Raw genomic sequence first — 22268 nt, forward strand, 5'->3', positions numbered from 1 at the left:
GTGGGGTGTCGGCGGGGAGCGTAATAAGCGCTCTCGAGTGCGACTCTCGTGTCCGGTCCCGCAATCGCAGTCGTGACCGCCGTCAGTCGCCTCGATCTTCGACGACACCGATACGGATGGTCTCGACGTGTGAGAGGGCCGTCTGGAACTGTTGTTTCCACGGCGGGTCCTCGTGCTGGTCGAGTTCGCGCTGGAGGGTCGCGGTCTCGTCTTCGAGATCGCGAGTGAGCGTTTCCAGGTGGGTGACGCGATCTTCGAGGCGGTATCGCCGTGCGCGCTGGGCGGCGAGGTCGTTTCGAAGTTGGTCGCGTTCGCGTTCGAGGCGGTCGATCCGATCGAGGAGACGGGTCCGGTCGCGCTGTGCGTCGTCGACGAAGGACGGACGGTCCGTTGCGGTAATCGACGTCTCCAGGACTGGATCGTCCGCGTCCGACTGATCGAAGTGACCGCTTCTGACTGCATTGACGACGGCACCGACGAGCAAGATGAGTCCGCCGAAGTAAAGCCAGGTGAGCAAGAGCAAGATCGCGCCCACCGGGCCTGCAGAGTCCGAACTCCCCGCGAACGAGACGTAGACCTGAAAGAGCGACTGGAGCACCGTCCAGCCGACCGCTGCGACGACGACGCCGGGAAGCACCTGGCGGGGAGAGACGTCGACGTCCGGGAAGTAGTAGTACATCGGCAGGAACGCGATCGTGAGCACGATCACGAGAAGGATCGGGTTCACCAACTCGAGGAAGGGAACGTCCGGGAAAACCGCGACGACGAGACTCGCCGCGCCTGCCGCGATCAACGCACCACCGATCGCACCGAGGACGATCACCGCATCGCGAAGTTGTCCGACAAATGAACTCTCCGCGGCCGAATCGTAGATTTCAGAGAACGCGGTATCGAGTCCGCGAAATATTTTGAGCGCCCCCCACACGAGAACGACGACACCGATGAGCGTCGATCCCGCCGTTGCCGGCGATTCGGAGATGGCGTTCTCGACCATGACCTGACCGCTCTCGGGCAGAAAGCCACTCGTTGCCGTTGCGACCTCGGCCGCGAACTGCTCGTCGCCGACGACGGTGACGACGAAAAAGACGAGGACGAGAAGGGGAAGCAGCGAGATGAACGCCTGATAGGCGATTCCAGCGGCCATGAAGGAAACGTTTTTCTCCTGTATGCCAGCGACTACGGTCTTGCCAAACGAGGCGACACCGCCGTCTTCGCGTTCGGTTGCCATAGCGAAGCCACACCGTCAATCCAGATATGTGGTTCGCCTGGATGTGCCCAATGCGTCGTCGGTGCTATCGCCACCGCCTCGAACGGTGCACCGCGGTCTGCCTCTCGAAGCGGGGACTACGAGCGCCCTCGACGGAACGCCCGTACCGTCTCGCGGTCCGGCAACGCGGTCATCGCACCGGTTTCGGTCGTCGTAATCGCGGCGATAGCGCTGCTACTAGCGAGCGTTTCGGACACCGATTTGCCGCCCTGAAGCGCTGTGATTATGCCGGCGACGAACGCGTCGCCCGCTCCCGTCGTATCGACCGTCTCGACGGTGTAGCCGTCGGTTTCGACGACGGCCAGTGACGACGCTCCCGCGTGTCCGCTACCCCACGGTGCATCCGGCCCGGCGACGGCCACGGCCCCCTCACTGCCCCGCGTGACGAAGGCGGTGTGGGGACCCGTCGATCCAGCGACCACCGCTTGCCCGAGTTCAGTCGGCGTCGCTCCGGTAAAGCCGAGCGCCTCGAGTTCACCCGCGGTTGCCTTACAGACGTCGACGCCCTCGAGCGCGTCGCGACAGACGCTTGCAAACGTTTCCTCGGTGTGCCACAGCTCCGGTCTGGCGTTCGGGTCGAACGAAACCGTACAGCCGGCCTCGCCGGCCCGGTCGATGAGGTCGCGCGTCGCGGCCCGGGCGGGGCCGCTGGCAAGCGTGACGCCCCCCACGTGAACCCACTCGAGTGAGGCGAGCGTCTCGTCGTCGATTCGGCCCGGTTCGAGTCGCGTGTCCGCCGTTTCGTCGCGATAGAAGGTGAACTCGCGGTCGCCGTCCGCGTCGTGGGTGACGAACGCGAGCGTCGTCTTCGCCGCGGGATCGAACTCGATGTACCGGTCGGAGAGGCCGGCGTCGGTGAGCGTCTCCCGGAGATAGTGGCCGAACGGGTCGTCGCCGACGCGGGTCCAGAACAGCGGTGTGGTTCCGAGTCGAGCGAGGCCGACGGCCACGTTTGCGGGTGCGCCACCGGGGCGACGGTCGAAGCTATCGACCGCGGTGAGTGATCCGGGCCGTTCCGGCAGGAAGTCGATCAGCGTTTCGCCAGCGACGAGGATGGACGGATCAGTACTCATAGAGTAGGACAATCGGATAGATGCAGCCTCCCGTCCGCTCTCTCGCTTGCGTTCGAGGACCGCGTCTATCCGCAGAGACTGATCGTGGATTATATCCTGTTATAATTATAATTTGTGGAAGCAGAGATGACTGACGAGTATTCGCGTCGCCGGTTGTTGGTGACGACCGGTGGGGTCGGCAGTATCGGTGTCCTCTCGATCAGTGCAGGCTGTCTCGACGGTTTTGAGTCGGAGACGCCAGCAGAGTCCGGTTCGAACGGAACGACGGACGACGCGAACGGGACTAGATCCCTCGAGACGGAGATCGGGGCTAGCGTTGACGTCTCCGCACTGGCACGATGGGTTCCCAGTTCGCTCACGTCGGACGAAACGACCGGCGACGACGAGTTCGTCTTCCACTACGCGGACCTCGACGCGCTTCGCGCGCACGACGCCGAGTTCAGTCCCGACGTTCGCGAGTCGACGGCGTTCAGCCTCGACGATTTCGGCGTGTCGGCTGCCGACCAGTTCGCCGGCGCTGAACTCGACGCCGCGCTCTCGTTCGGCACCGGAAGCGGGAACGACAACGTCGCTATCGCCGGCTCGTTCGACCGGGACGGGGTCCAGACGGAGCCGACGTGGTCGGTCGACGAGTTCGCCGTCTACGAGGGCGAGGACGGCGCAGTCGCCGTCTCGACGGAGTGGCTCCTCGCCAGTCGAGCGGCGGGGGTCGGCGTCGATGCCATCCTCGACGCCGGACGAAACGACGCGGTGCGGCGCGTCGCAACCGACGCGGACTTCGAGACGGTACTCGATCGGCTCGAGACGACGGCGATCGCGGTCGGGCGAGTGGGAGACGGCGGCGAGTCGGACCCTGCGGCATACAGTCACGCCGTTTCGGTATCGGGAGAAACGTCGACGGTGTCGTTCGTTGCGGTACCCGGGGACGGCACCGACCCCGCTGCGCTCGCCGACCAGTTCGAACGGAGTTCCCTGGCGGACGAGTTCGAGACGCTCTCGGTCGAGGCGCTGCACTCGGTTGCCGTGGCGGAGACGACGGTTCCGACCGCCGAAATTGAACTTCCGTCTCTCTCGAGTTGGGGCGGAGAGCGGGTCGAACAGGAGGCACAGGCGGGAGTCACCATCGATGTCGATAGCGTGGACCGGCGCGTCACGACGATAGTCACATCGCTCGGGAATGCCGACCGGGTCGAGATCATCGACGGGGCGGGAAGAAGCGACGCGATCGCTGCGGTCGGCGAGAGCGTGACGTTTGCGTACGACGAGGGCGACGAAACGACGGTACGGACGATTGTGGTCGCCGGTGAGACTGAAACGGTCGTTGCCAGCCGATCGGTCGCGTTCTAGATCGCTCTGTAGCGATCGCCGTTCCCGTGTGGCAGGCGGTTGAGACGCTACCCGTGAGTGCGACCTGGTCCGAGAGGACTAAAAGCTAAAAGACTACAAAGAGCCGGAGAGCCGAGCAACGCGGGGCTGTCGCGTTGGCTACAGAATGATGCTCTTCTTGCGCATCATCTCGTGGATCGAGGCGTCGAGGCCCTCGCGGCCGATACCCGAGTCCTTGTTGCCGCCGAAGGGAACGTCGCCGAGGCCGTGGGAGGGGGCACCGTTGATGCGGACGGCACCGGCGTCGATCAGATCGGCCAGTCGCATCGCGCGATCGTAGTCGGAAGTGAAGACCGCGGCGTCGAGGGCGAGATCCGAACCGTTGGCGAGTTCGATCGCTTCGTCCTCGTCTTCGAACGTCGTGATAGCGGCGACGGGGCCGAACTGCTCCTCGTCGACGATACGGGCGTCGTGGGGGACGTTGGCGAGCAGGGTCGGTTCGAAGAACTGGTCGGCGAGTTCGTCCGGCACGCCCTCGGGGGCCCGTCGCTCCCCGCCGCGGACGAGGTCTGCGCCCTTCTCGACGGCGTCGTCGACGAGTTCCTGGACCCACTCGGCCTGGTCTTCGCTGATGAGCGGACCGAAGGCGGTGGTTTCGTCGAAGAGATCGCCGGCTTCCCAGGCGTCCATCGTGCGGTCGATCTGCGAGACGAGATCGTCGTGGATCGATTCGTGAGCGAGCACGCGGGAGACGGCCGAGCAACGCTGGCCGGCGTATTTCAGCGAGCCCTTGACACAGTTGCCGGCAACGTCCGTGAGGTCGGCGTCGTCGAAGACGACAGCGGGTGCATTGCCGCCCAGTTCCATGTGAAGATTGACCATGCCGCTCTCGCCGGCGACGTGTTTCCCCGCGCCCGAGGAACCGGTCATCGCGATCGCGTTGATGCGGTCGTCTCCGGACAGGACGTCGCCGATCTCGCTCGCGTCACCGGGAACGAAGTTGAATGCACCGTCCGGGATGCCGTCGACGTCGGCGATGACATCGGCGAGAATCGCAGCCGAGACGGGCGTCTTGCTTGCGGGCTTGAGCAGAACGCTGTTACCCGCGGCGAGTGCAGGGGCAACCTGTAATGCCGTCGTCGCAAGTGGATAGTTGTACGGCGTGATACAGAGCACCGCACCGATCGGTTCGTGTTTGACGATCGCGTTCCAGCCCTCGTGGCCCGCGGTCGATCCCTCGCGGAACTCGCCCTTGCTGACGATGTTTCGGGCCTCCTCGGCGGCGCGATCGAAGCGCTCCGCCGCCTGGCCGACCTCGCCGCGAGCCGAGGAGATCGGCTTGCCCGCCTCACGAACGATAACTTCGGCGAGTTCTTCCTCGCGCTCGCGAAGACCTTCGGCGATCGCTTCGCACCACTCGGCGCGCTCGACGACGGTCGTCTGGCGCAGTTCGGGTTTGATCTCGTGGGCCGCTTCGAGTGCCGTCCGCGCTGCGGCCGGCCCGGTCGCGCCGACCTGAGCGAAGGTTCCGCCGTCGGCGAGGTCCGAGACTGCGATGGTCTCGTCGGTTTCGAGCCAGTCCCCATCGACGAAGATCCGCTCTCGCCGCTGTGCCGCTCTTGTTGCCATACGTTCCCTTTCGACCCCCACACTGAAAATGTTTACTCAGCCCCGAAAAAACGGCACAATTTTTGACCGTAGTGGTGAACGATACATCGATTCCACTATAGCAAATAATAGCGCCGCTACAAGAACTCTGTTTTCGGATAGCCAAAAAAATGTTCTGTGTTGGGGAAACCTTTAAGTGGAAAGCGCGTGTATCACCGAATGAGATGAGCACTCAGAAGACCGTCCGTCAATCGGCCGATACCGTCGAGGAGAACGAACTCCGCCTCGAACAGGACAAAGCCGAGCAGATCGTCGACGCGTTGAACACCGAACTGGCGAACTCGTACGTCCTCTACCACCAGCTCAAGAAGCACCACTGGGTCGTCGAGGGCGCCGAGTTCCTGCCGCTCCACGAGTTCTTGGAAGAGTCCTACGAGCACGTCGAAGAGGGTGCCGACGAGATCGCAGAGCGCGCGCAGGCCCTCGGCGGCGTCCCGGTCTCCGGGCCATCGAACCAGGAAGAGCGGGCAACCGTCGAGTTCGAGGGCGAAGACGTCCTCGACATCCGGTCCGCGTTCGAGAACGACCTCGAGATGTACGGCGACATCATCGAATCGATGCGTGACAGCATCGAACTCGCCGAGAACCTCGGCGATTACGCGACTGCGGAAATCCTCCGGGACATCCTCGTGACGCTCGAGGACGACGGTCACCACTTCGAGCACTACCTCGAAGACGACACGCTGGTGCTCGAAGAGGCGACGCACTAAGGTATTAGGAGCCGACCGCGTCGACGGCGGATTATTTTTGCCCGTCTACGTGCCTACGATAGACGACTGATAGGCGACATGACGCCATCCAGTATCCCACCAAGGAGAAGTGTTGTCGCGGTGTCCGTGCCATCCGGCAGAGAACACTGGAGAAACGAAGGCGCGATAACTGGACCAACCAGCGGGTGCCAGCGTGTCGAGCGGATCTGACTGAATCGGACTTACGGCTCGAGGTCGACGGTTAGGTCGGTCGCGATCCAGCCGTCGTTGTTGTCTTGCTCGGTGAAGACGATCTTCCCGGGCCGGGTTTCGTGGCAGGAAACAGCCACCGCGGGGAGGTCGAGTTCATCGTCGGTCGTCGGGTCCACGTTACGGGCAGGCACGTCCATTACGAGGGATTAGGTGGGCCTAAATCTAAAAGGGTTTTGGTCGCCTTTCGAAATGGGATCTTTTTTCATGGTTGGTTTCGTTCGTTTGGCTATGAGTTCCCATGATGGCTGCTCACAGGGGTCGGGCAGCCGACACCGCGGACGGGCAGCGATCGCCCAGGTGTTCGGAATCGATCCCGAAAACATCGAATCGCTGAGTTGGTCCCTCGGCACTCGTGTGACCACTGACGACGACGCCTCCCGCGAGTTCACACTCGAGTGTCGTGGTTCGAATCGGGAGATTACCGCGTTCGCCGTCACGGAGTACACCATGGTACTGCGACTCCGGACGCCGGTCGGCCGCGAGAAGTTCTACGGCGTCGCCAACGACGACATCGACGACCGGCAGGCGGCCGGGAACTGGATTCACACGGCGTAAGCGGACCGGCTACTCGCCGGCGAGAGTACTGTTCTCGAAGCAGAAGCGACACCCGGATTCATTGGCCTCGGTCCGGATACGTACTGTATGGAGTTCGACGTGATCCAGGGCGACATCGCCGCACAGTCCGCAGACGCACTGGTCAACGCGGCCGGCACCAGTCTCCGGATGGGCTCCGGCGTCGCCGGGGCGCTCCGCCAACGTGCGGGCGAGAAAATTAACGACGAGGCGATGGAACGCGGGCCGGTCGAGCTCGGGGCAGCCGCAGTCACGGACGCTTACGATTTAGACGCCGAGTACGTCATCCACGCCGCCGCAATGCCTCACTATGGCGACGGGGAGGCGACCGCCGAAAGCATTCGCGAGGCGACCCGAAACGCGCTCGAGCGAGCGGACGAACTCGGCTGCGAGTCGCTCGTGATCCCGGCGCTCGGCTGCGGCGTCGCCGGGTTCGATCTCGCCGACGGCGCAGCGATCATCGGCGACGAAATCGCCGCCTCCGACCCGAACTCGCTGACGGACGTTCGATTCATCGCGTACGGCGACGCGGAGTACGAGACGATCCGCGCTGCGACCGGGGCGGCAGAACAGTCCGAAATGAACGATACCGGGGCTGCCGATCGATAGCGAGTACCCGCCCAGACCGCTCAGGACAGCGATAGCCCGCGAATGTCGACCGTCTTCCCTTCCGCAACGCGGCCGATAATCCGACCGTCCGTCTCGGCCGCGAGTTCACTCGCCGCATCCTCGGGAAGTGCGACGACGAACCCGGTACCCATGTTGAAGGTGCGGTGCATCTCCTCATCGGTCACCGCGCCCTCCCGCTGGATGAACTCGAAGATGGACTGTGCCGGCAGCGGGTCGTCGATCACGTACCGTCGGTCGCCCATGCGCAGCAGGTTCGTCCAGCCGCCGCCGGTGACGTGGGCGGCCGCATGGACGCCGTGGTCGCACATCGGTTCGAGGAGGTCCGTGTAGATTCGGGTCGGTCGCAGGAGTTCCTCGCCGATGGTTCGCTCGGGAACGAGCGGGAACTCGTCGTCGTAGTCGTGCTCGCGCGTGACGGCTTCGCGGGCGAGCGTGAGGCCGTTCGAGTGGATACCGTTCGAGGGGAAGCCGACGAGCGCGTCCCCGACCTGTGCCTCGCCGTCGAAGACGGCGTCCTTGTCGGCGAGTCCGACGCAGGTTCCGGCGAGGTCGAAACCCTCGACGACATCGGGCATGACAGCGGTTTCGCCGCCGAGCATGGTGAGGTCGGCCCGTTCGAGGCCGACGGCCAAGCCCTCGCCGATCTCGTTGGTCAGCGTTTCGTCGGGGTCGTCGATCGCGAGGTAGTCGACGAAGCCGACGGGGTCGACACCTGCAGCGACGAGGTCGTTTACGTTCATCGCGATGCAGTCGATGCCGATGGTCGAAGCGTCGCCAACGGCTTCGGCGACGAGGAGTTTCGTGCCGACGCCGTCGGTGGCGAGGGCGAGGTATCGGTCGCCGATGTCGAGCAGGCCGGCGTACTCGGTCGTGAGGTCGCTGCCGAAGGCCTCGAGCAGGGCCGCGGTCGCGTCCTCGCTGGCGTCGATGTCGACGCCGGTGTCGGCGTAGGTGAGCCGTTCTTCGTCGTCGTGCTGGTTCCCGTCGTCCGCGGACTCCGTCATGTGGGAACGACCGCGCGGGGCGAGCAAAAGATCACCGGTCCGTCGAAGCCACAGCAGGAAAGTGGAAGAATCAAGGCCGGCGCAGATCAGAACAGCCCGACGAACAACACGACGTACCCCGCGAGCAGAATGCTCGGGATGAAGACGAGTGCGAAGACGCCCTTGTTCCAGTTGTAAATTGACTTGCCGTCGAGCGGGCCGAACGGAATCATGTTGAACGCGGCCAGGAAGAGGTTGATCCAGACGCCCATCTGGCCGATCGTCCCGAGAAGATTGGGGAAGATCATCAGCGGGAGGAACAACAATGCGAGCAGGAGGTTCGTGACCGGGCCCGCGAGCGAGATCATCGCGTTCTCGCGCTTCGTGATCCGGCCGCGATGGTAGACGGCCCCGGGTGCAGCGAAGAGAAAGCCGATCAGGGCGCTCATGATCGCCATGAAAAGCATCTGGTAGTCGGCGCGAAACTCCGCAATCTGGCCATGTTCGATGGCGACAACCTTGTGTGCGAGTTCGTGAAGCAGGAAGGCGACGCCGACGGTGACGAAGCTCAGTCCGACCATTAGGATGAAACTTCCCATGGTGGCCCCGCGGTGGATCGGGGCGAGCATGAGCGCGAACGCGACGCTGAGCGTGATCCAGGAAAGCGCCAGGTCGAGCAGTTCCTTGTCGCTAAAGGAGAGTTCGGGTTCGGACCGACGACCGGTTTGAACGCTCATGGGAGCAACCCTCGAAGGAGTTCGAGGCTGTTTTCGGCTCCGTGAAGCAGTTCGGCAAGGAGGGCGTCGACGCCGCCGATACCCGGGGCCAGCCATTCGAGGACGACGAACGGGAACAGGATGGTCGCGATCAGGCTGCCGATGTTCGTCAGCGCGACGATCATGATCAGTCGGAACAGCGGCACGTTGAACATGTCATCAATTGCCTCGGAGATCGGGCGGTCGGCGTCGCCGACGATTTCGTTCAGCGTCTGGATGTCGCGAACGTTGACCGGGCGGTGTTTGAGTTCGACGTAGCCGGCGAACCAGCCCGGCGCGAGCAGCGGATTGATGCTGGTCAGCCAGGCGACACAGCCGCCGACGCCGGCGCTGGTCCAGCGTGCGCCGGCGAGTCGGGCGAGCGTGAACGCGAAGATGCCGTTGAACAGGAACCACGCCGCAAACAGCTGGAGCAAGAACGTGTCTTGCACGCCGGCCATCATCAGCAGGAAGAAAAAGCCGACGAAACCGACCATAGCCAGGTAGCCGAGTATCTTCAACGGCGAGAAGCGTCGACTCGAGGCCGTTCCAGTTATCGACTCCATGGGCGGGAGTTCGTCCGGATGCTCGAGGTATCGCTCGATACCGGCTCTGTGGCCAGCACCGACCACCGCCAGCACGTCGTACCCATGTTCGCGCAGCGTATGCAGGTTGTGTGCGATGTAGGCGTCCCGTTCGTCGATCAGTGCGTTCGCCCCGCGCGGGCTGAACTGGCGGAACTCCTCCATCATCGCGGAGACGACGTCGCCGTCGGTCATCTCCTCGATATCGATCTCCTCTACCTCCTCGACATCGCCGCTAAGCAGGCCGAAAAGAACTCCGAGGAGAGCCCCGACCGAGACGCCGACGCCGAGCCCGGTGAGCGCGCCGACCACGCTACGGAGCGAGTAGCTGCCGGCGTTCTCGAACAGCGCCGCCGAGATCGGGCCGACGAACGTCCCCGTCTCGACAAGCGCCAGCGACCCGCCGACCCCGAGTGCGATGCCGGCGAGCGTGCGAGCCGAAACGCCGTTTATGAACTCGCCGCCGTAGCGGTCGGCCGCCTTGATCGAGGGAAGGAAGAGGAGCCCGACGAACGCACCGGCGATCGTTCCGAGACCGAGCGCACCGACGGTCTGAAGCGCCGGCGAGCCGGTGATCCCGAGCAAGAAGAAGTCACCGAGACCGACCATCGGGGCGATAAAGATGGCAAAGAGGAGGCCAGTGAGGAGGCCGACGACGGCCCCGAAGGTGAGACCGATCGTTCGGGGATCGGTGATACCGAGGGCGAGACCGCCAACCATCTTCAGTTTCTCCGTAAACGAGAGGCCGTTCCAGAATCGCTGGATCGTTACCTGAATGTCTCGGTCGACGAGCGAGACGCCGCTCCCGTTGCGTTCGGCCGCATCGATCGCGGCGCGCATGTCGGCACCGGGTTCGATGTCGAACTGATCGCCGAGCCGTGACTGGACGTACGAGAGCATCCAGTAGGCCAGGAACTGAAAGACCGTGTTCCCCGAGAGGAGGTCCTGGGATTCGATGTCGTCGGGAGCGCCGCCTTGCATCTGATTGTACCGGCCTTCGTCGAGTTCGACGGCGACCACGTCGGGTTGCTCTTCTGCGACGGCGTCGCGAACGTCGTCGACGCTCGCCTGCGAGACGTGGGCAGTTCCGAGAACGGTGACGGAACCGTCCTGCGACGTATCCGTCTCGCCGGCCGCGACGGGATCGGGGGGGTCCGGCGCGTCGGCGTCGCCTGCATTACTCATTACCGGATCAACTCGGCCACGACTTTTACCAGTATCGAACTGCGCGATGGTAGCGCGTCCCAGCCGTGTACGGCGACGGCAAGACTGATTGTCGTCGTGGGGAAACTGCGGGCAATGACCGATCTGATGGAGACGCTCGTCGAGAACCGAGAGATGGTACAGCCGAACCACGCCAACATGCTCGACTCGGCCCACGGCGGGAACGTCATGAAGTGGATGGACGAAGTCGGCGCGATGTCGGCCATGCGGTTCTCGGGCGAGACCTGCGTCACCGCCCGCGTCAACCAGATGAACTTCGAACGACCGATCGCCGTCGGCGACACGGCGCACATCACGGCCTACGTCTACGATGCGGGCGAATCGAGCGTCCGCGTTCGCCTGATCACCGAGCGCGAGGACCCCCGAACCGGCGAGCGCGAGAAGACGACCGAGTCGTACTTCGTCTACGTCGCGATCGACGAGGACAACGAGCCGACAACGGTTCCCGAACTCACGGTCAGTACTGACGAGGGAGCGCGGCGACGCGAACGGGCGCTTGCGAACGAACAGCGCGAGTATCGGAACCGGGACTGACAGCACCAAACCGAAGCCAACTCTCTTTCATACTGATACTGAACTCGGTTGCGGTTCTGCGGTCACCGGAACTCGAAATCTCGGTATTGCTCGAGAGGCCCTTGCAAACCTCACGAGAACCGAACCGTTTCGGTTCCCGGCTCGAGTTCAACGCGCGCACCGATCGGGATTGGCGTCGTCGGCCAGGTGTGCCCGAAGTCGACGTTGAAGACGATCGGGGCGGTGGGATTGTACCGCTCGAAGGCCTTCGTGATCGCCGTCCGCTGCTGATTGCGGTACTGCGCGCGACGCTCGGCCGGCCGAGCATCGAGATGAGATCGCGCTGCCGGCCGGCCGACGAGAACGCCATCGAACCGTTCGAGCAGTCCGCGCTCGCCTAGCGCCCGAAGGACGCCCGCAACCCAGGACGGTTCGGGCAATTCCTCGGAGGTTTCGAGCGCGAGGATCGTTCCGTCGAGTTCGGTCTCGTCCGGCAGGTATCGTCCCGCGAGAAACTGCTGGTCGAGGATTTCGAGACAGCCGCCCCAGACTCGTCCCGAAACGGACTCGTCGCCGCCCGCCCACCGCCAGCCCGGGTTCGGCTCGGTCTCGCGGGGTTCGTCGAGCAGTTCGGGGGTCGCCCAGTCGCCGGGTTCGTCCGTGAACGCCCCGGCGGGGCGGATCTCGCCGACTGACTCCTCGAAGAACGCGCGCTCGGTGAACTCGACGGTGTGCTCGAACAGGTGCCCGTCCATCGCGAGTTCAGCCATCACGGTCGGGCCGTAGTAGGAGACGATGCCGAGGTTCCAGAGGTAGAGCGCGAGGTTTGTATTATCGCTGTAGCCGTAGAACCGCGTCGGATTCTCCCGGAGAACGTCGGGATCGAGGTGTTCGAGCACCCGAATCTGGTCGTTCCCACCGATCACGGCGATGACTCCCTTGATGTCCGGGTCTTCGAACGCGTCCATGATATCCCGTGCACGGACGTCCGGGTGCTCCAGCAGGAACTCGTCGTCGTGCGATACCGTCGGGAACTCGACCGGTTCGAGGTCGAACACCTTGCGGAGGCGTTCGAGACCGAGTTCGTAGACCTCGCTGAACTCGGTCGTCGGGTTCGACGACGGGGCGATCACCGCGATCTTGTCACCGCGTTCGAGCGGCGGTGGGGTTACAAACGACGGCATGGCGACTACTGCTCAGTAGAATTGTATAATGCTACCGCACCATTGTTCCGTGTTCACACTGTTTATCCGGAGCGCTGCACCGACGCGCGAGGGTCCGCTAGCCGCCACTCGATGACGGCGTCGGCGAGCACGATGAGGGCGAGGAAGACGCCCGCGCCGAACGAGAGTACCCCGCTGATGCCGACGATTCCGGACGCAGCGACACTACTGTAGCCAGCCCACAGCGAGACGCAAAGACACGGCACCGAAAGCGCCGCAAACACCTTCTCGACGGCACTCTCACCGACCGCCGCCCGGGCGACCAACGACAGCGGAAGCAACGCTGGCACCACGACAAACACGATGGGTGTCACCGTCTCGCCATCGATCGGGAGGCCAGCGAGCGACCAGCCGAAGAACCCCACTATCGAGCCGAGGACGATACTCCCTGGAATCACACCCACCAGGAAGAGTGCAAGCGCGTACGAACTCGTTCGGATCGTGCGGGCGAGCCGTTCCATACTTGCGATTCATGTCACCCATTCATAAATATTAGCAGGATTCTACGTGTCGTCGGTCGAGACGGATACCCCGTCGTATCCCTGTTACGACGACCGCTCGAGTTCGAGATCGGCAGTATCGATGTCCGCGTCGGCCGCGCGCTCGTTCGCGTCGAGAACGCGATCGAGTCGGCGCTCGAACTCGGCTTCCGTCAGTTCGCCCTCGGCGTACCGGCGCTGGAGCGTCGTCACCGGATCGGTTCCGACGGGCGAGTCGGCGTCCTCGCTCGTCTCGCGGTCAGTGGACCGACCGATCTCGGCCTCGCGATCCTGTTTGGACGCCTGTCGCGCGAGAAACCAGACGAGAAACGCGCTGGCGACGAGCAATACGGTGAGAACGACCGCATACAGGGGACCGGCAAACAGCGCCACCGCGATGACGATTACATCCGCAAGGACGAACGTAATTGCAAAGATTTCCGGGAGGCTGTAGCCGTAGCCTCGGCTCCCGGTTTCGGGGGCCCGCTCAGCGCCGCGCCCGCTACGATTGCCCATACGGGAGTGTCACGGGCGAGCCGAATAACTGTGGGGGAAACCGACGCCTGGGCTGCCGAACGAACCCGTCGAACTCGTCGAACGACCGATGGTATTTACCCCTCGGCAGTCCGAGCGTGACGTATGACACTCGCGGTCGACCCCCCAGAACCGCCGACGCTCGATTTCGTCGATCCCAACGAGTACGAGGACGCGACGATCAGCGGCGGCTCCGAGGACATCGACTACCGCCGCGAAGAACTTCAGAAGTTCCTCGAGAACGGTGCCTGGGAGGACGCCTTCGAGGAGTGGCGAACGGACACCAACCTCGATCAACGCGAGTTCGGTATCGCTCGCGACCTCGATCTCTTCGCGGAGTTCGACTTCTTCTGGGACGACTTTGCCGACCGAGTCGGCTACCACGCACCCGGTATTCCGGAGGACTGGCAGGCGCGGGAGTACCATCCCGAACTCGATACCTGGGGCACCGTCTCGGCGATCAACGCCGCGTTGACCGAGTTCGGACAGGTCGTCTCGGTGACCTTAAAAGCAGAGTACATCGACTGGGAGGCGGCGTACGAACCGCCGGAGGACCTGCCGGATTTCGACTGACGGCTCGGTGGTTTGTCGTAGTCTCCAGTCTCGGCTTAGCCCGCCCACCCTCCCGCTAGGTCCCCGCTTACGTTCTCGCGCCAGAACGTGAACTCGTCCTCACAGGCTTCGTTCTCGTGGATGTGATCGACGAAGCCAGCGCCCGGCGAGGCGAGTTCGTCGCCGCAGAACGGGCACGAAACGGGATCGGACCAGTCGGTTGTAGTTACTGCCATGCGTAGAGCGGAGTACGACGAATCCATATATAAATGCTGCCTGCTAGGGGAGAATACAATAATATGTGATTTAACCACATTCTCATTTCAGGTCGAGCGCCGATCGCGATGCGTCCATGTCCCCGTGGCGGTAGCCAAGAGATCTGCCGGGACCGGAGGCTTCTCGTCGGCTGCCCGTCCTACGGGAAACGAGAACCGAATGTCGGTTAGGACGGCGGTACGACGAGTCGGCCACTTCGACGCGCTGTTGTTGACGGCCGGAATCTGGTTTCTGGCGAAGTTTCTGCGATACGTTTTCCCGCCGCTTTTCGGTTCGTTTCAGGAAACGTATCACGTCTCGAACGCTGCCCTGGGGACGGCGTTTTCCGGATTCATGCTGGTGTACGCGGCGATGCAGTTCCCCTCGGGCGTGCTCGCCGACCGCCTCGGCTCGGTGACGGTCATCACGACCGGGGTGTTCGTCGCCGCGGGGTCCGCACTCGCCCTCGTCGTCGACTCGTCGTTTCTCGTCCTCGTCGGCGTGATGCTCGTTATGGGCGCGGGGACTGGCGCGCACAAGACCGTCGCCGTCAGACTGCTCTCGCGAGCGTATCCAGCGCGAACCGGCCGCGCGCTCGGGGTTTTGGATACGTTCGGTGCGTTCGCCGGCGTCGTCGCGCCCTGGGCCGTCGTGCTCGTTGCAGGCGTGCCGTTCGTGCTCGGGGCAAGCTGGCGGCTGGTCTTCCTGAGTGCCGGACTCTGTGGACTCGTCCTGGCCGCGCTCTTCTGGACCCGCGTGCCACAGCGGGTCCCGGACGAAACGACGGACGGCGGCACGACCAGTGGCGTTAGTCTCGACGAGTTCAGGGAGTACGCGTCGCTCTTTCGCGACCCGCGGTTTGCGGCCTTCGCACTGTTGACCGTGCTGTTTTCGTTTACGTACAACGGCCTGGTCTCGTTCGCGCCGCAGTATCTAACGACGGAAGTCGGGTTGACCGACGGGATGGCGAACGTCCTCTTCAGCGGGCTCTTTCTGGCGAGTCTGGTGCAGTTGGTGACCGGCGATCTGAGCGACCGGGTCGGCCGACTGCCGCTTATTACCGCAACCCTTGGTCTCGCGTCGCTTGCGCTGATCGCGTTCGTCTCGCTGACGAACGCCGCCGGTCCGATCGTACTCGGCGGCGCGCTCATCGCTGCAGGCATCGGCTCGCACGGGTTTCGGCCTGTCAGGGGCGCGTATCTGATGTCGGCGATTCCGGACGACGTGGCCGGCGGAGGACTCGGCGTCGTCCGAACGCTGCTCATGGCGGCCGGTGCGATCTCGCCGGCGATCGTCGGCGTGATTTCGGACGCCGCCGGCTTCCAGCCGGCGTTCTGGCTGCTGACCGCCTCCATTATCGTCGCGACGGGTCTCGCCATCGTTCTCTGGCATACTGACCGACCCGCACATCACGAAAAGAGTTAACACATCTCAATCCCTACGGGTGGTATGACACTCGTCGAACCGGTCGAGTTCGAGTGCGTCCAGTGCGGCCGCCGGGAAGCGGTTGCCGACGCACTCGTCAGTACCTGTCGACAGTGCGGGGGCGAGATGCGAAACGTCGAACCGATCCACGACTGAGTAGACTCCTGTCCCTGCCGCGGTTTTTTGCCCCCGGTCGTCGACCTATCGTCCATGTCGCTGTACTCGGTTGCGTCCCTCGATACCGTCGAGTCGCGCGAACTGGACGAACTCGAACCGACGCTGTTTCCCATCGGACTCGACCTGCAACCCGAGCAGATGCGTCCGAGCGTCTGGCACTACGACCGCGGCGAGGAAAGCACCTACCACCGGCAAGACGAGCAGGAGGAACTGTACGTCGTTCTCGAGGGAACCGTCGATGTGACGGTCGAACGGGAGACCGAACGCGACGTCGTCACGCTCACGAAACACGAGTTCATGGTCGTCCCGCCCGAGTCCTGGCGGCAACTCGAGGCCGTCGAGGAGAGTCGCGTGCTCGCGATCGGTGCGCCGAACGTCGCGGACGATTCGATCGTCGAGGACGAAACGACGGCTCGAAGCTGAGAGGAAGTGACCACCCGCAGCCGGAACAGGAGTCGTCTACCGAGTCACCGCGACGGCGGCCGCGAGCAACGCGACACCGATCGCGGCTGCGGCGACGCCGACCCCGCCCGTTCCGGGTACCGCGAGTGCGACGAGCGCGCCAGCGACGACGCCAGCGCCGCCGCCACCGGCGAGCAGCGGGCCGCCGAGTGAACTCGGCGACGACGCCCGTTCCTCGCGGTCTTCGAGTTCGGAACGGAGCGCGGCGAACTCGTCTCGGCTCACGGTGTCCTCGAGGGCGGTGTTCAGTTCGTCGAGTCGCTCCTCGAGTGCGGTCTGCTCGGAGTCGACGGCCGAGACGGTTTCGCGGACCGCGTCGATATCGGCGGCTACCCGGTCCGTCTCAGCGGCGAGGTCGTCGACCGTTGCGGCGGCAGGGGTGGACTCGACGGCAGCCGAGAGCGTCTCGAGGTCACGACTGAACTCGTCGAGTGCGGTTTTGGAGTCCTCGAGCGTCGTTTCGGCGTCCTCGAGAGCGGTTGTCCGCTCGTCGAGCGCCGTTACATTATCGTCGAGCGAAGCAACGTCGGCCACAACGGTAGCGAGTTCGCTCTCGATGTCGTCTACGTCATCGGCAACACCCGTCACGTCCGCTTCGACGGAATCCGCGTCGGCGGCGACAGATTCGAGGCGGTCACCGGAGTCGGCCACTCGCTCGTCGATTGCGTCGAGTCGGTCGGCCAGGGTCGCGAGTCGGTCCTCGAACGCCGCGTCCGCGGTTTCGCTGGCCGCTTCGGCCGCGTCGACGCGATCCGCGAGTTCCTCGAGTTCTTCGAGGGTCGTCCGAACGGATTCGAGTTCGTCTTCGAGCGCCGTAACAGCGCTACGAGTTGCGAGGTCACCCTCCGGACAGCGATTGGCAAGTGCGGTGAACTCGTCTGCGAGGCGGTCGGTATCGGCCGCAATGTCGTCGGTCCTGGTCTCGACCGCGTTGAGATCCGTTTCGAGCGCCGCCGTCGTCTCCGCGAGTTGCTCTTCGACCGCGTCGAGGTCCGCGGCGAGTTCATCGCGCGCAGCGTCGGCATCGTCGATGCGCGAGTCGGTACGGGCCGAGAGTTCTTCGATCCGTCCGGAAACGGCGTCGAGTCGGGTCGCCTGTTCTTCGAGGCGACCGGCGACGCCGTCCACCCGCGTTTCGGCGGTTTCGAGCGCGGTATCGATCTCGTCTTCGCGGTCCGCAACGCGCTCCGAGAGCGTCGTTACCGTCGACTCAAGTTCAGCGACGGTGTCCGCCTCGGCGTGGTCGTCGCTCGCGGCTTCGAGGTCGTCGATGCGTTCCCGAACACGCTCGAGTTCGGTTTCGACGGCATCGAGGTCGGTAGTGTCGGCCGTTCGATTGCTGACGGTCTCGACGGTGGTTTCGAGCCGTTCGAGATCGGCCGTGAGGCCCCGAATCTCGTCGTCTCGGTTCGCGAGCCGGTCGAACAGGGTGTCGATAGCTGCGTCCGCGGCGTCCGCGGCGTCGCCGGCGGCGTCGCTATCGGTGCCCGTATCGTCGAACGAAAGCGTCGCATCGTCGGCCTGTACCGTCGGCATTACGCGCTCGCTCTCCGGTGGCTCGTCCGACGGTTCATCCTTCGGCCCATCGCCCCAGGTTACGTCCTCGTAGGGCTCGACTTCGTCCGCAGCGGCTGCGAGCGCGCCGCGCGCCGGGCTCGCCTCGGGGTCGTCAGCGAGTCGCACGCCGCGGATCGAGAGCGGCAGTCCCGCCGCATCGAATCGACCGCCCAGCAGGAACTCGAGCCCTTCGACGGCACCTGAGCCTGCGACTGCGATCGGCACAGCGACGCCCCGCTGAAGGTCGGCCTCGGTCGCCTGCACACCGAGTGCGTCGCCGAGTTCACCGACGAGGTCGTCGAACGCCGCGGCGAGTGCACGCTCGATCGGGCCGGTGTCCGCGTCGGGGTCGAGTTCGAACGTTTCGAGCACGCTGTGGACCCGTTCGGGTGCGTGACCGGTTTCATCGGCCGCCCGGTCGACGATCCAGTCGGTGCCCCGCGGAACGGCGAACGCGAGGACCGGGACGCCGTAGTACGCCAGCGCGACGCTCGTCGTCTGCGGTCCCAGACAGATTCCGAGTCCGGTGTAGTTGTCCGCAGCGAACTGGTCGTAGACGACCGCAAAGCCCCGGCTGATCGGCGTCACACCGACACCGAACTCGTCCTCGTTCCTGTCCCCGCCTCCGCTCTCGCTCTCATTCTTGTTCTCGTCACCGTGACGATTCATGACAGTTTCGAGCGTCGAGGCGACGGTCTCTCGGTGGGCGTCGGTCGGTGCGTCGGCGTCGACGAGCGTGCCCGGTATCGTGTAATAGAGTCGACCGCCGGTTTCGGCCGACTGTGTCTGTGCCGGCCCCTGGGCCTCCTGTTCGGAGAAGACGCTCTCAACGAGTGCGGCAAACGCGGCGTCGCCGTGAGGAGCAGGCGGGAGCACGCCGTTCCGGAACAGCGACTCGGGTTCCTCGTCTTCCGCCTCCGCCGCCGCGAGTACATCCGAACCGACGCGATACGCTGCGTCAGCGGTTTCGACGAGTTCAGTATCGCCCTCGGGCGGCGTCCCTTCGAGCGCCGATGCCGCGAGCACGAGCGTGGGTGTCGACGCGACGGACGGGGCCGCAGGCTGGCCGCTCGCCAGCCGAATCGCGTCCGCACCGATATCGAGACCGTAGTCCATGCGACGACAACCCAGGGGTTACTCTTGGTACTTTGCCTGTGAGTACCAGATGTGAAAACGGGCGCGGGGCTGCTGACGGAGCTACTGCGGGGCGCGCCGTCGCTTCCCGACCGAAACTGCGTCCCCGGTCTCGATCGCTGTCCCCCACGACGCCTCGGGGACAGTCGTGTTGACCATTATCCGGAAGTAGTGATCGAACCACTCCTCGCTCGCCCAGTCCGGCAACGTCTCCCGGCGGCGTTCAACGAAGGTTTCCCGAAACCCGTCGGTCGGCTCGCCGGTGTCGGGGTTTCGCGTCGGAACCACGCACCGCTGGCATGGGTTGATCCCCTGGAACGTGGTTGCGCCGATAGTGAACGAAACTCCCTGTCCGGGAGGGCCGTAGAGGCGGTCCTCCCAGAACGCCGGAACGCCCTCGACCACGAGGTTCGGCCGAAGCCGGCGACACACCTCCGCCGCATCGATACCGTCGTACCACGATGCCACCGTCTTGAGCGTCGCTCCGGCGATTACGGTCGGGCCGGACGCGTCGGTATCGTCCAGAAATCCGCCCGCCTCGTTACGAACGAGCTCAACGGGATAGCCGAGATACTCGGAGAGCCACGAGGCGAGACAGTCCCGGTCGAGTTCGAGGTGAAACGTATCGCCGTCTGCAGTCGGATCGTCAACGTCCGAGAGCGTCACCGTCTCGCGCTCGAGATCGTACTCAATGTGCAGTCCGTGAACCGCCGGTTCGCGCTTGCCGTTGACGTAGGTATCACTCGCCTGCAGCGGGAGATCTGAACTCGAAATCGGTGGCGTGTCGTCGAGGGGCTCGTTCTCACCGTTTCGCTTGACGATCGCGTAGCGCCGATCCCACGCCAGCCCACCCCCAGTCTGAATTGTGGCTGTCTGGAGCGTCACTGCATCGAGGGACTTGATCGGGTGAATACGAATTCGATCCAGGGAGGCCATCGCGCGTAGTAACGAGATACTATTGTTTATGTATGCCCATTAGTTTCAGTTGGTGGTTGACAACACAGCACAGACCAGAACGCACGGATTACCGACGGGGTGGACACAGCAGACCGCGAAACAACGGCACGTCTTTCCCTTGGAGTTAGAATTATTTCTGATGTGAGTTCTCATCGAAACACCTCTGATTTCAGACAATCATACCGTTGAGAAGGAGGCGACTATATATCGGGCGTAGAGACGTATGAAACACCAAACATTGATTCACGGTTCGGGAAGTCATGACACACTCAGCGCAAAATCCTCCACGTTTATACATCAGGATGGTGGTGGGTTATGTATATGTCCGAAACAGGGACGGAACCCCGTCCGCTGGATCAACAGCTTCCCGACCCAGTAACAGCGTCGAACGTTCGGCACAATCCATCGCTCACCGAACTTCGCGACCTCGCCTCCCACCAGGAGACGACCACCGAGTTCGGATCGCCATCCTACGTCAGCGACGTCCGCTCGCGGAGCGCAGACCGGACGAAAAACGCCGTCGACCACGAGTTCACCGCGGCCGACGACGCGCTCGTCGAGGATGCAGTCGAACTCGCGAGTGAGCGCGAACTGGTCTGTGTCGACCGGCTGATGGGGCGACATCCGGAAGCGACCTTCTGTTGCCGACTGTTCGTCCCCGTCGAACACGCCCGTCTCGCACTGGGCTGGGCAAACTTATTCGAGCCGTCCGATGGGCGCGAGCCCGATCTGTACACCGTCCACCTGCCGGACTACGAGGAGCGAGCGATCCGCGTCCTTCCCGAAACCGGCTTTACCGCCGTGCTCGGAACCGACTACATCGGCGAGGCCAAGAAGTCGTTCCTCCGCCTGTTCATGTACCGGATCAAACAACAGGGCGGGCTCGGCCTTCACGCCGGCAGCAAGCACGTTCGCGTTCGCGACGAAGACGGCGACCTCCAGAGCGTCGGCCAGGCGTTCATGGGCCTCTCCGCGACCGGCAAGTCGACGCTTACCTCCCACGGCTGCTGGCTCGACGACCCCGAAGACGCCTCGATGCGCCAGGACGACGTCTGTGCGCTCCTCCCCGACGGCTCGGTCGCCGGCAGCGAGGCCACCGGCCTCTTTATCAAAACCATCGGCCTCGACGAGGACGAACAGCCCGGCCTCTACCGCGCCGCCACCGACGACTCCGCCATTCTCGAGAACGTCGCTGTCGACGACGACGGCACCGTCCACTTCGACGAGGACCGATACACGACGAACTCGCGCGCGGTCGTCCGCCGCGACGAACTCGAGAGCGCGGACGACGAGATCGATCTGGACGACATCGACCAGGTCTTTTTCATCACCCGAAACCCGTTGATGCCCCCCGTCGCGAAGCTCAGCAACGACCAGGCCGCCGTCGCGTTCATGCTCGGCGAATCGATCGAAACAAGCGCCGGCGATCCCTCGCGGGCCGGCGAGTCGATCCGCGTCGTCGGGACGAACCCGTTCATCATCGGCTCCGAGGGCGAGGAAGGCAACATCTTCCACGACCTGATCGACATCCTCGACGTCGACTGTTACGTTATCAACACGGGCTATCTCGGTGAACGATCCCAGGACATCGGCGTCACCGAATCGGTCACGATCCTCACCGAAGCCGCCCGCGGCACGATCGAGTGGACCGACGACGACCGAACCGGTCTCACCATCCCCGAATCCGTTCCCGAACTCGATATCGAGGACTACTACGTCCCCGATCACGTCGACGACTACGACGAAGCGATCGCCGAACTCCGTGCTGAACGACAGGAGTATCTCGCCCAGTTCGAGGACCTTCGCGACGACATCGTCGACGCCGTCTACTGAGCGACGGACGGTCGAACAGTCGGTCGGTGTCGGAGCCCGAATGGAATCCGGGAATTCCAGTATCCGGAACGGCATCAGAAACGTGACGATCGATTTCGAAACCCGGCGTCGAGTTCACGAAC

The 22268-nt window shown here is 63.9% G+C and carries 23 protein-coding genes; 10 read left to right on the forward strand and 13 right to left on the reverse strand.

Annotated elements, in window-relative coordinates; all coding sequences use genetic code 11:
- Positions 1 to 82: 82 nt before the first annotated feature.
- Together SM755_RS05290 and SM755_RS05295 are read right to left on the reverse strand one after the other, a co-directional pair.
- The gene (locus SM755_RS05290) at positions 83 to 1228 is read right to left on the reverse strand and encodes a YhjD/YihY/BrkB family envelope integrity protein (protein WP_323171744.1); all 1146 of its coding nucleotides are present in this window, start codon (positions 1226 to 1228) and stop codon (positions 83 to 85) included.
- Positions 1229 to 1344: 116 nt separating this feature from the next.
- Entirely contained in the window at positions 1345 to 2340 is a 996-nt protein-coding gene (locus tag SM755_RS05295; RefSeq protein ID WP_323171745.1) for a carbohydrate kinase, read from the reverse strand.
- A 126-nt stretch (positions 2341 to 2466) separates the two neighbouring features.
- On the opposite strand from SM755_RS05295, the gene SM755_RS05300 reads away from it, so the two are divergent.
- On the forward strand, positions 2467 to 3687 hold the full coding sequence (locus SM755_RS05300) for a hypothetical protein (protein ID WP_323171746.1): 1221 nt from the start codon (positions 2467 to 2469) through the stop codon (positions 3685 to 3687).
- A gap of 138 nt (positions 3688 to 3825) precedes the next feature.
- On the opposite strand, the gene SM755_RS05305 is transcribed toward SM755_RS05300, so the two are convergent.
- A complete protein-coding gene (locus tag SM755_RS05305; RefSeq protein ID WP_323171747.1) occupies positions 3826 to 5295 on the reverse strand; it encodes an aldehyde dehydrogenase family protein in 1470 nt (489 codons plus the stop codon).
- 203 nt (positions 5296 to 5498) lie between these two features.
- Here SM755_RS05305 and dpsA point away from each other — a divergent pair, with 203 nt between their 5' ends.
- On the forward strand, positions 5499 to 6044 hold the full coding sequence (gene dpsA, locus SM755_RS05310) for a DNA starvation/stationary phase protection protein DpsA (RefSeq protein ID WP_006663798.1): 546 nt from the start codon (positions 5499 to 5501) through the stop codon (positions 6042 to 6044).
- Positions 6045 to 6265: 221 nt separating this feature from the next.
- On the opposite strand, the gene SM755_RS05315 is transcribed toward dpsA, so the two are convergent.
- Positions 6266 to 6433, reverse strand: a complete 168-nt coding sequence (locus tag SM755_RS05315) for a hypothetical protein (RefSeq protein WP_006109216.1) — start codon at positions 6431 to 6433, stop codon at positions 6266 to 6268.
- 160 nt (positions 6434 to 6593) lie between these two features.
- Here SM755_RS05315 and SM755_RS05320 point away from each other — a divergent pair, with 160 nt between their 5' ends.
- Complete coding sequence (locus SM755_RS05320; RefSeq protein WP_006663797.1) at positions 6594 to 6851, forward strand: hypothetical protein; 258 nt, start codon at positions 6594 to 6596, stop codon at positions 6849 to 6851.
- Between the two features lie 87 nt (positions 6852 to 6938).
- Positions 6939 to 7478 carry a macro domain-containing protein gene (locus SM755_RS05325; RefSeq protein WP_323171748.1) on the forward strand — a complete coding sequence of 180 codons (540 nt, stop codon included), beginning with the start codon at positions 6939 to 6941 and terminating at the stop codon, positions 7476 to 7478.
- Between the two features lie 20 nt (positions 7479 to 7498).
- On the opposite strand, the gene purM is transcribed toward SM755_RS05325, so the two are convergent.
- The 3 genes from purM to SM755_RS05340 form a co-directional block, all read right to left on the reverse strand.
- Entirely contained in the window at positions 7499 to 8503 is a 1005-nt protein-coding gene (gene purM, locus SM755_RS05330; RefSeq protein ID WP_323171749.1) for a phosphoribosylformylglycinamidine cyclo-ligase, read from the reverse strand.
- An 86-nt stretch (positions 8504 to 8589) separates the two neighbouring features.
- Positions 8590 to 9219: a peptidase M50 gene (locus SM755_RS05335; protein WP_006663794.1), complete on the reverse strand. Its 630-nt coding sequence runs from the start codon at positions 9217 to 9219 to the stop codon at positions 8590 to 8592.
- Complete coding sequence (locus SM755_RS05340; RefSeq protein ID WP_323171750.1) at positions 9216 to 11006, reverse strand: TraB/GumN family protein; 1791 nt, start codon at positions 11004 to 11006, stop codon at positions 9216 to 9218. Before SM755_RS05340 ends, SM755_RS05335 begins: the two co-directional genes overlap by 4 nt.
- Positions 11007 to 11120: 114 nt before the next feature.
- Between SM755_RS05340 and SM755_RS05345 the strand changes: the two genes are divergently transcribed.
- The gene (locus SM755_RS05345; RefSeq protein WP_006663792.1) at positions 11121 to 11579 is read left to right on the forward strand and encodes an acyl-CoA thioesterase; all 459 of its coding nucleotides are present in this window, start codon (positions 11121 to 11123) and stop codon (positions 11577 to 11579) included.
- A 110-nt stretch (positions 11580 to 11689) separates the two neighbouring features.
- On the opposite strand, the gene SM755_RS05350 is transcribed toward SM755_RS05345, so the two are convergent.
- The 3 genes from SM755_RS05350 to SM755_RS05360 all read right to left on the reverse strand — a co-directional run bounded on the left by SM755_RS05350 (position 11690) and on the right by SM755_RS05360 (position 13776).
- Positions 11690 to 12742 (reverse strand): S66 peptidase family protein, encoded by a 1053-nt coding sequence (locus SM755_RS05350; protein ID WP_323171751.1) that lies wholly within the window; start codon positions 12740 to 12742, stop codon positions 11690 to 11692.
- A 62-nt stretch (positions 12743 to 12804) separates the two neighbouring features.
- The gene (locus SM755_RS05355; protein WP_323171752.1) at positions 12805 to 13242 is read right to left on the reverse strand and encodes a hypothetical protein; all 438 of its coding nucleotides are present in this window, start codon (positions 13240 to 13242) and stop codon (positions 12805 to 12807) included.
- A gap of 84 nt (positions 13243 to 13326) precedes the next feature.
- Positions 13327 to 13776, reverse strand: a complete 450-nt coding sequence (locus tag SM755_RS05360) for an SHOCT domain-containing protein (RefSeq protein WP_323171753.1) — start codon at positions 13774 to 13776, stop codon at positions 13327 to 13329.
- A gap of 123 nt (positions 13777 to 13899) precedes the next feature.
- Here SM755_RS05360 and SM755_RS05365 point away from each other — a divergent pair, with 123 nt between their 5' ends.
- A complete protein-coding gene (locus SM755_RS05365) occupies positions 13900 to 14367 on the forward strand; it encodes a hypothetical protein (RefSeq protein WP_323171754.1) in 468 nt (155 codons plus the stop codon).
- Between the two features lie 35 nt (positions 14368 to 14402).
- Here SM755_RS05365 and SM755_RS05370 read toward each other — a convergent pair whose 3' ends face one another.
- Complete coding sequence (locus SM755_RS05370) at positions 14403 to 14582, reverse strand: hypothetical protein (RefSeq protein ID WP_323171755.1); 180 nt, start codon at positions 14580 to 14582, stop codon at positions 14403 to 14405.
- 199 nt (positions 14583 to 14781) lie between these two features.
- On the opposite strand from SM755_RS05370, the gene SM755_RS05375 reads away from it, so the two are divergent.
- The 3 genes from SM755_RS05375 to SM755_RS05385 are packed head-to-tail and all read left to right on the forward strand — an operon-like array spanning position 14782 to position 16626.
- The gene (locus tag SM755_RS05375; RefSeq protein ID WP_323171756.1) at positions 14782 to 16026 is read left to right on the forward strand and encodes an MFS transporter; all 1245 of its coding nucleotides are present in this window, start codon (positions 14782 to 14784) and stop codon (positions 16024 to 16026) included.
- Positions 16027 to 16050: 24 nt separating this feature from the next.
- The gene (locus tag SM755_RS05380; RefSeq protein ID WP_006663785.1) at positions 16051 to 16182 is read left to right on the forward strand and encodes a rubrerythrin-like domain-containing protein; all 132 of its coding nucleotides are present in this window, start codon (positions 16051 to 16053) and stop codon (positions 16180 to 16182) included.
- A 54-nt stretch (positions 16183 to 16236) separates the two neighbouring features.
- Positions 16237 to 16626, forward strand: a complete 390-nt coding sequence (locus SM755_RS05385) for a cupin domain-containing protein (RefSeq protein ID WP_323171757.1) — start codon at positions 16237 to 16239, stop codon at positions 16624 to 16626.
- 36 nt (positions 16627 to 16662) lie between these two features.
- On the opposite strand, the gene SM755_RS05390 is transcribed toward SM755_RS05385, so the two are convergent.
- On the reverse strand, positions 16663 to 19338 hold the full coding sequence (locus SM755_RS05390; protein WP_323171758.1) for a chromosome segregation ATPase: 2676 nt from the start codon (positions 19336 to 19338) through the stop codon (positions 16663 to 16665).
- Positions 19339 to 19419: 81 nt separating this feature from the next.
- Positions 19420 to 20292, reverse strand: a complete 873-nt coding sequence (locus SM755_RS05395; protein WP_323171759.1) for an MOSC N-terminal beta barrel domain-containing protein — start codon at positions 20290 to 20292, stop codon at positions 19420 to 19422.
- A 342-nt stretch (positions 20293 to 20634) separates the two neighbouring features.
- On the opposite strand from SM755_RS05395, the gene SM755_RS05400 reads away from it, so the two are divergent.
- Positions 20635 to 22146 carry a phosphoenolpyruvate carboxykinase (ATP) gene (locus SM755_RS05400; protein ID WP_323171760.1) on the forward strand — a complete coding sequence of 504 codons (1512 nt, stop codon included), beginning with the start codon at positions 20635 to 20637 and terminating at the stop codon, positions 22144 to 22146.
- The last annotated feature ends 122 nt before the right edge of the window (positions 22147 to 22268 follow it).

The sequence above is a fragment of the Natrialba sp. PRR66 genome (assembly GCF_034808065.1).
In the GTDB taxonomy this organism is placed as follows: Archaea; Halobacteriota; Halobacteria; order Halobacteriales; family Natrialbaceae; genus Natrialba; species Natrialba aegyptia.

Excerpts from the sequence above, each read along its gene's own strand:
- SM755_RS05290 (WP_323171744.1), bottom strand. The coding sequence starts at position 1,228 with ATGGCAACCGAACGCGAAGACGGCGGTGTCGCCTCGTTTGGCAAGACC.
- SM755_RS05295 (WP_323171745.1), bottom strand. The coding sequence starts at position 2,340 with ATGAGTACTGATCCGTCCATCCTCGTCGCTGGCGAAACGCTGATCGAC.
- SM755_RS05300 (WP_323171746.1), top strand. The coding sequence starts at position 2,467 with ATGACTGACGAGTATTCGCGTCGCCGGTTGTTGGTGACGACCGGTGGG.
- SM755_RS05305 (WP_323171747.1), bottom strand. The coding sequence starts at position 5,295 with ATGGCAACAAGAGCGGCACAGCGGCGAGAGCGGATCTTCGTCGATGGG.
- dpsA (WP_006663798.1), top strand. The coding sequence starts at position 5,499 with ATGAGCACTCAGAAGACCGTCCGTCAATCGGCCGATACCGTCGAGGAG.
- SM755_RS05315 (WP_006109216.1), bottom strand. The coding sequence starts at position 6,433 with ATGGACGTGCCTGCCCGTAACGTGGACCCGACGACCGACGATGAACTC.
- SM755_RS05325 (WP_323171748.1), top strand. The coding sequence starts at position 6,939 with ATGGAGTTCGACGTGATCCAGGGCGACATCGCCGCACAGTCCGCAGAC.
- purM (WP_323171749.1), bottom strand. The coding sequence starts at position 8,503 with ATGACGGAGTCCGCGGACGACGGGAACCAGCACGACGACGAAGAACGG.
- SM755_RS05335 (WP_006663794.1), bottom strand. The coding sequence starts at position 9,219 with ATGAGCGTTCAAACCGGTCGTCGGTCCGAACCCGAACTCTCCTTTAGC.
- SM755_RS05340 (WP_323171750.1), bottom strand. The coding sequence starts at position 11,006 with ATGAGTAATGCAGGCGACGCCGACGCGCCGGACCCCCCCGATCCCGTC.
- SM755_RS05345 (WP_006663792.1), top strand. The coding sequence starts at position 11,121 with ATGACCGATCTGATGGAGACGCTCGTCGAGAACCGAGAGATGGTACAG.
- SM755_RS05350 (WP_323171751.1), bottom strand. The coding sequence starts at position 12,742 with ATGCCGTCGTTTGTAACCCCACCGCCGCTCGAACGCGGTGACAAGATC.
- SM755_RS05355 (WP_323171752.1), bottom strand. The coding sequence starts at position 13,242 with ATGGAACGGCTCGCCCGCACGATCCGAACGAGTTCGTACGCGCTTGCA.
- SM755_RS05360 (WP_323171753.1), bottom strand. The coding sequence starts at position 13,776 with ATGGGCAATCGTAGCGGGCGCGGCGCTGAGCGGGCCCCCGAAACCGGG.
- SM755_RS05365 (WP_323171754.1), top strand. The coding sequence starts at position 13,900 with ATGACACTCGCGGTCGACCCCCCAGAACCGCCGACGCTCGATTTCGTC.
- SM755_RS05370 (WP_323171755.1), bottom strand. The coding sequence starts at position 14,582 with ATGGCAGTAACTACAACCGACTGGTCCGATCCCGTTTCGTGCCCGTTC.
- SM755_RS05375 (WP_323171756.1), top strand. The coding sequence starts at position 14,782 with ATGTCGGTTAGGACGGCGGTACGACGAGTCGGCCACTTCGACGCGCTG.
- SM755_RS05380 (WP_006663785.1), top strand. The coding sequence starts at position 16,051 with ATGACACTCGTCGAACCGGTCGAGTTCGAGTGCGTCCAGTGCGGCCGC.
- SM755_RS05385 (WP_323171757.1), top strand. The coding sequence starts at position 16,237 with ATGTCGCTGTACTCGGTTGCGTCCCTCGATACCGTCGAGTCGCGCGAA.
- SM755_RS05390 (WP_323171758.1), bottom strand. The coding sequence starts at position 19,338 with ATGGACTACGGTCTCGATATCGGTGCGGACGCGATTCGGCTGGCGAGC.
- SM755_RS05395 (WP_323171759.1), bottom strand. The coding sequence starts at position 20,292 with ATGGCCTCCCTGGATCGAATTCGTATTCACCCGATCAAGTCCCTCGAT.
- SM755_RS05400 (WP_323171760.1), top strand. The coding sequence starts at position 20,635 with ATGTCCGAAACAGGGACGGAACCCCGTCCGCTGGATCAACAGCTTCCC.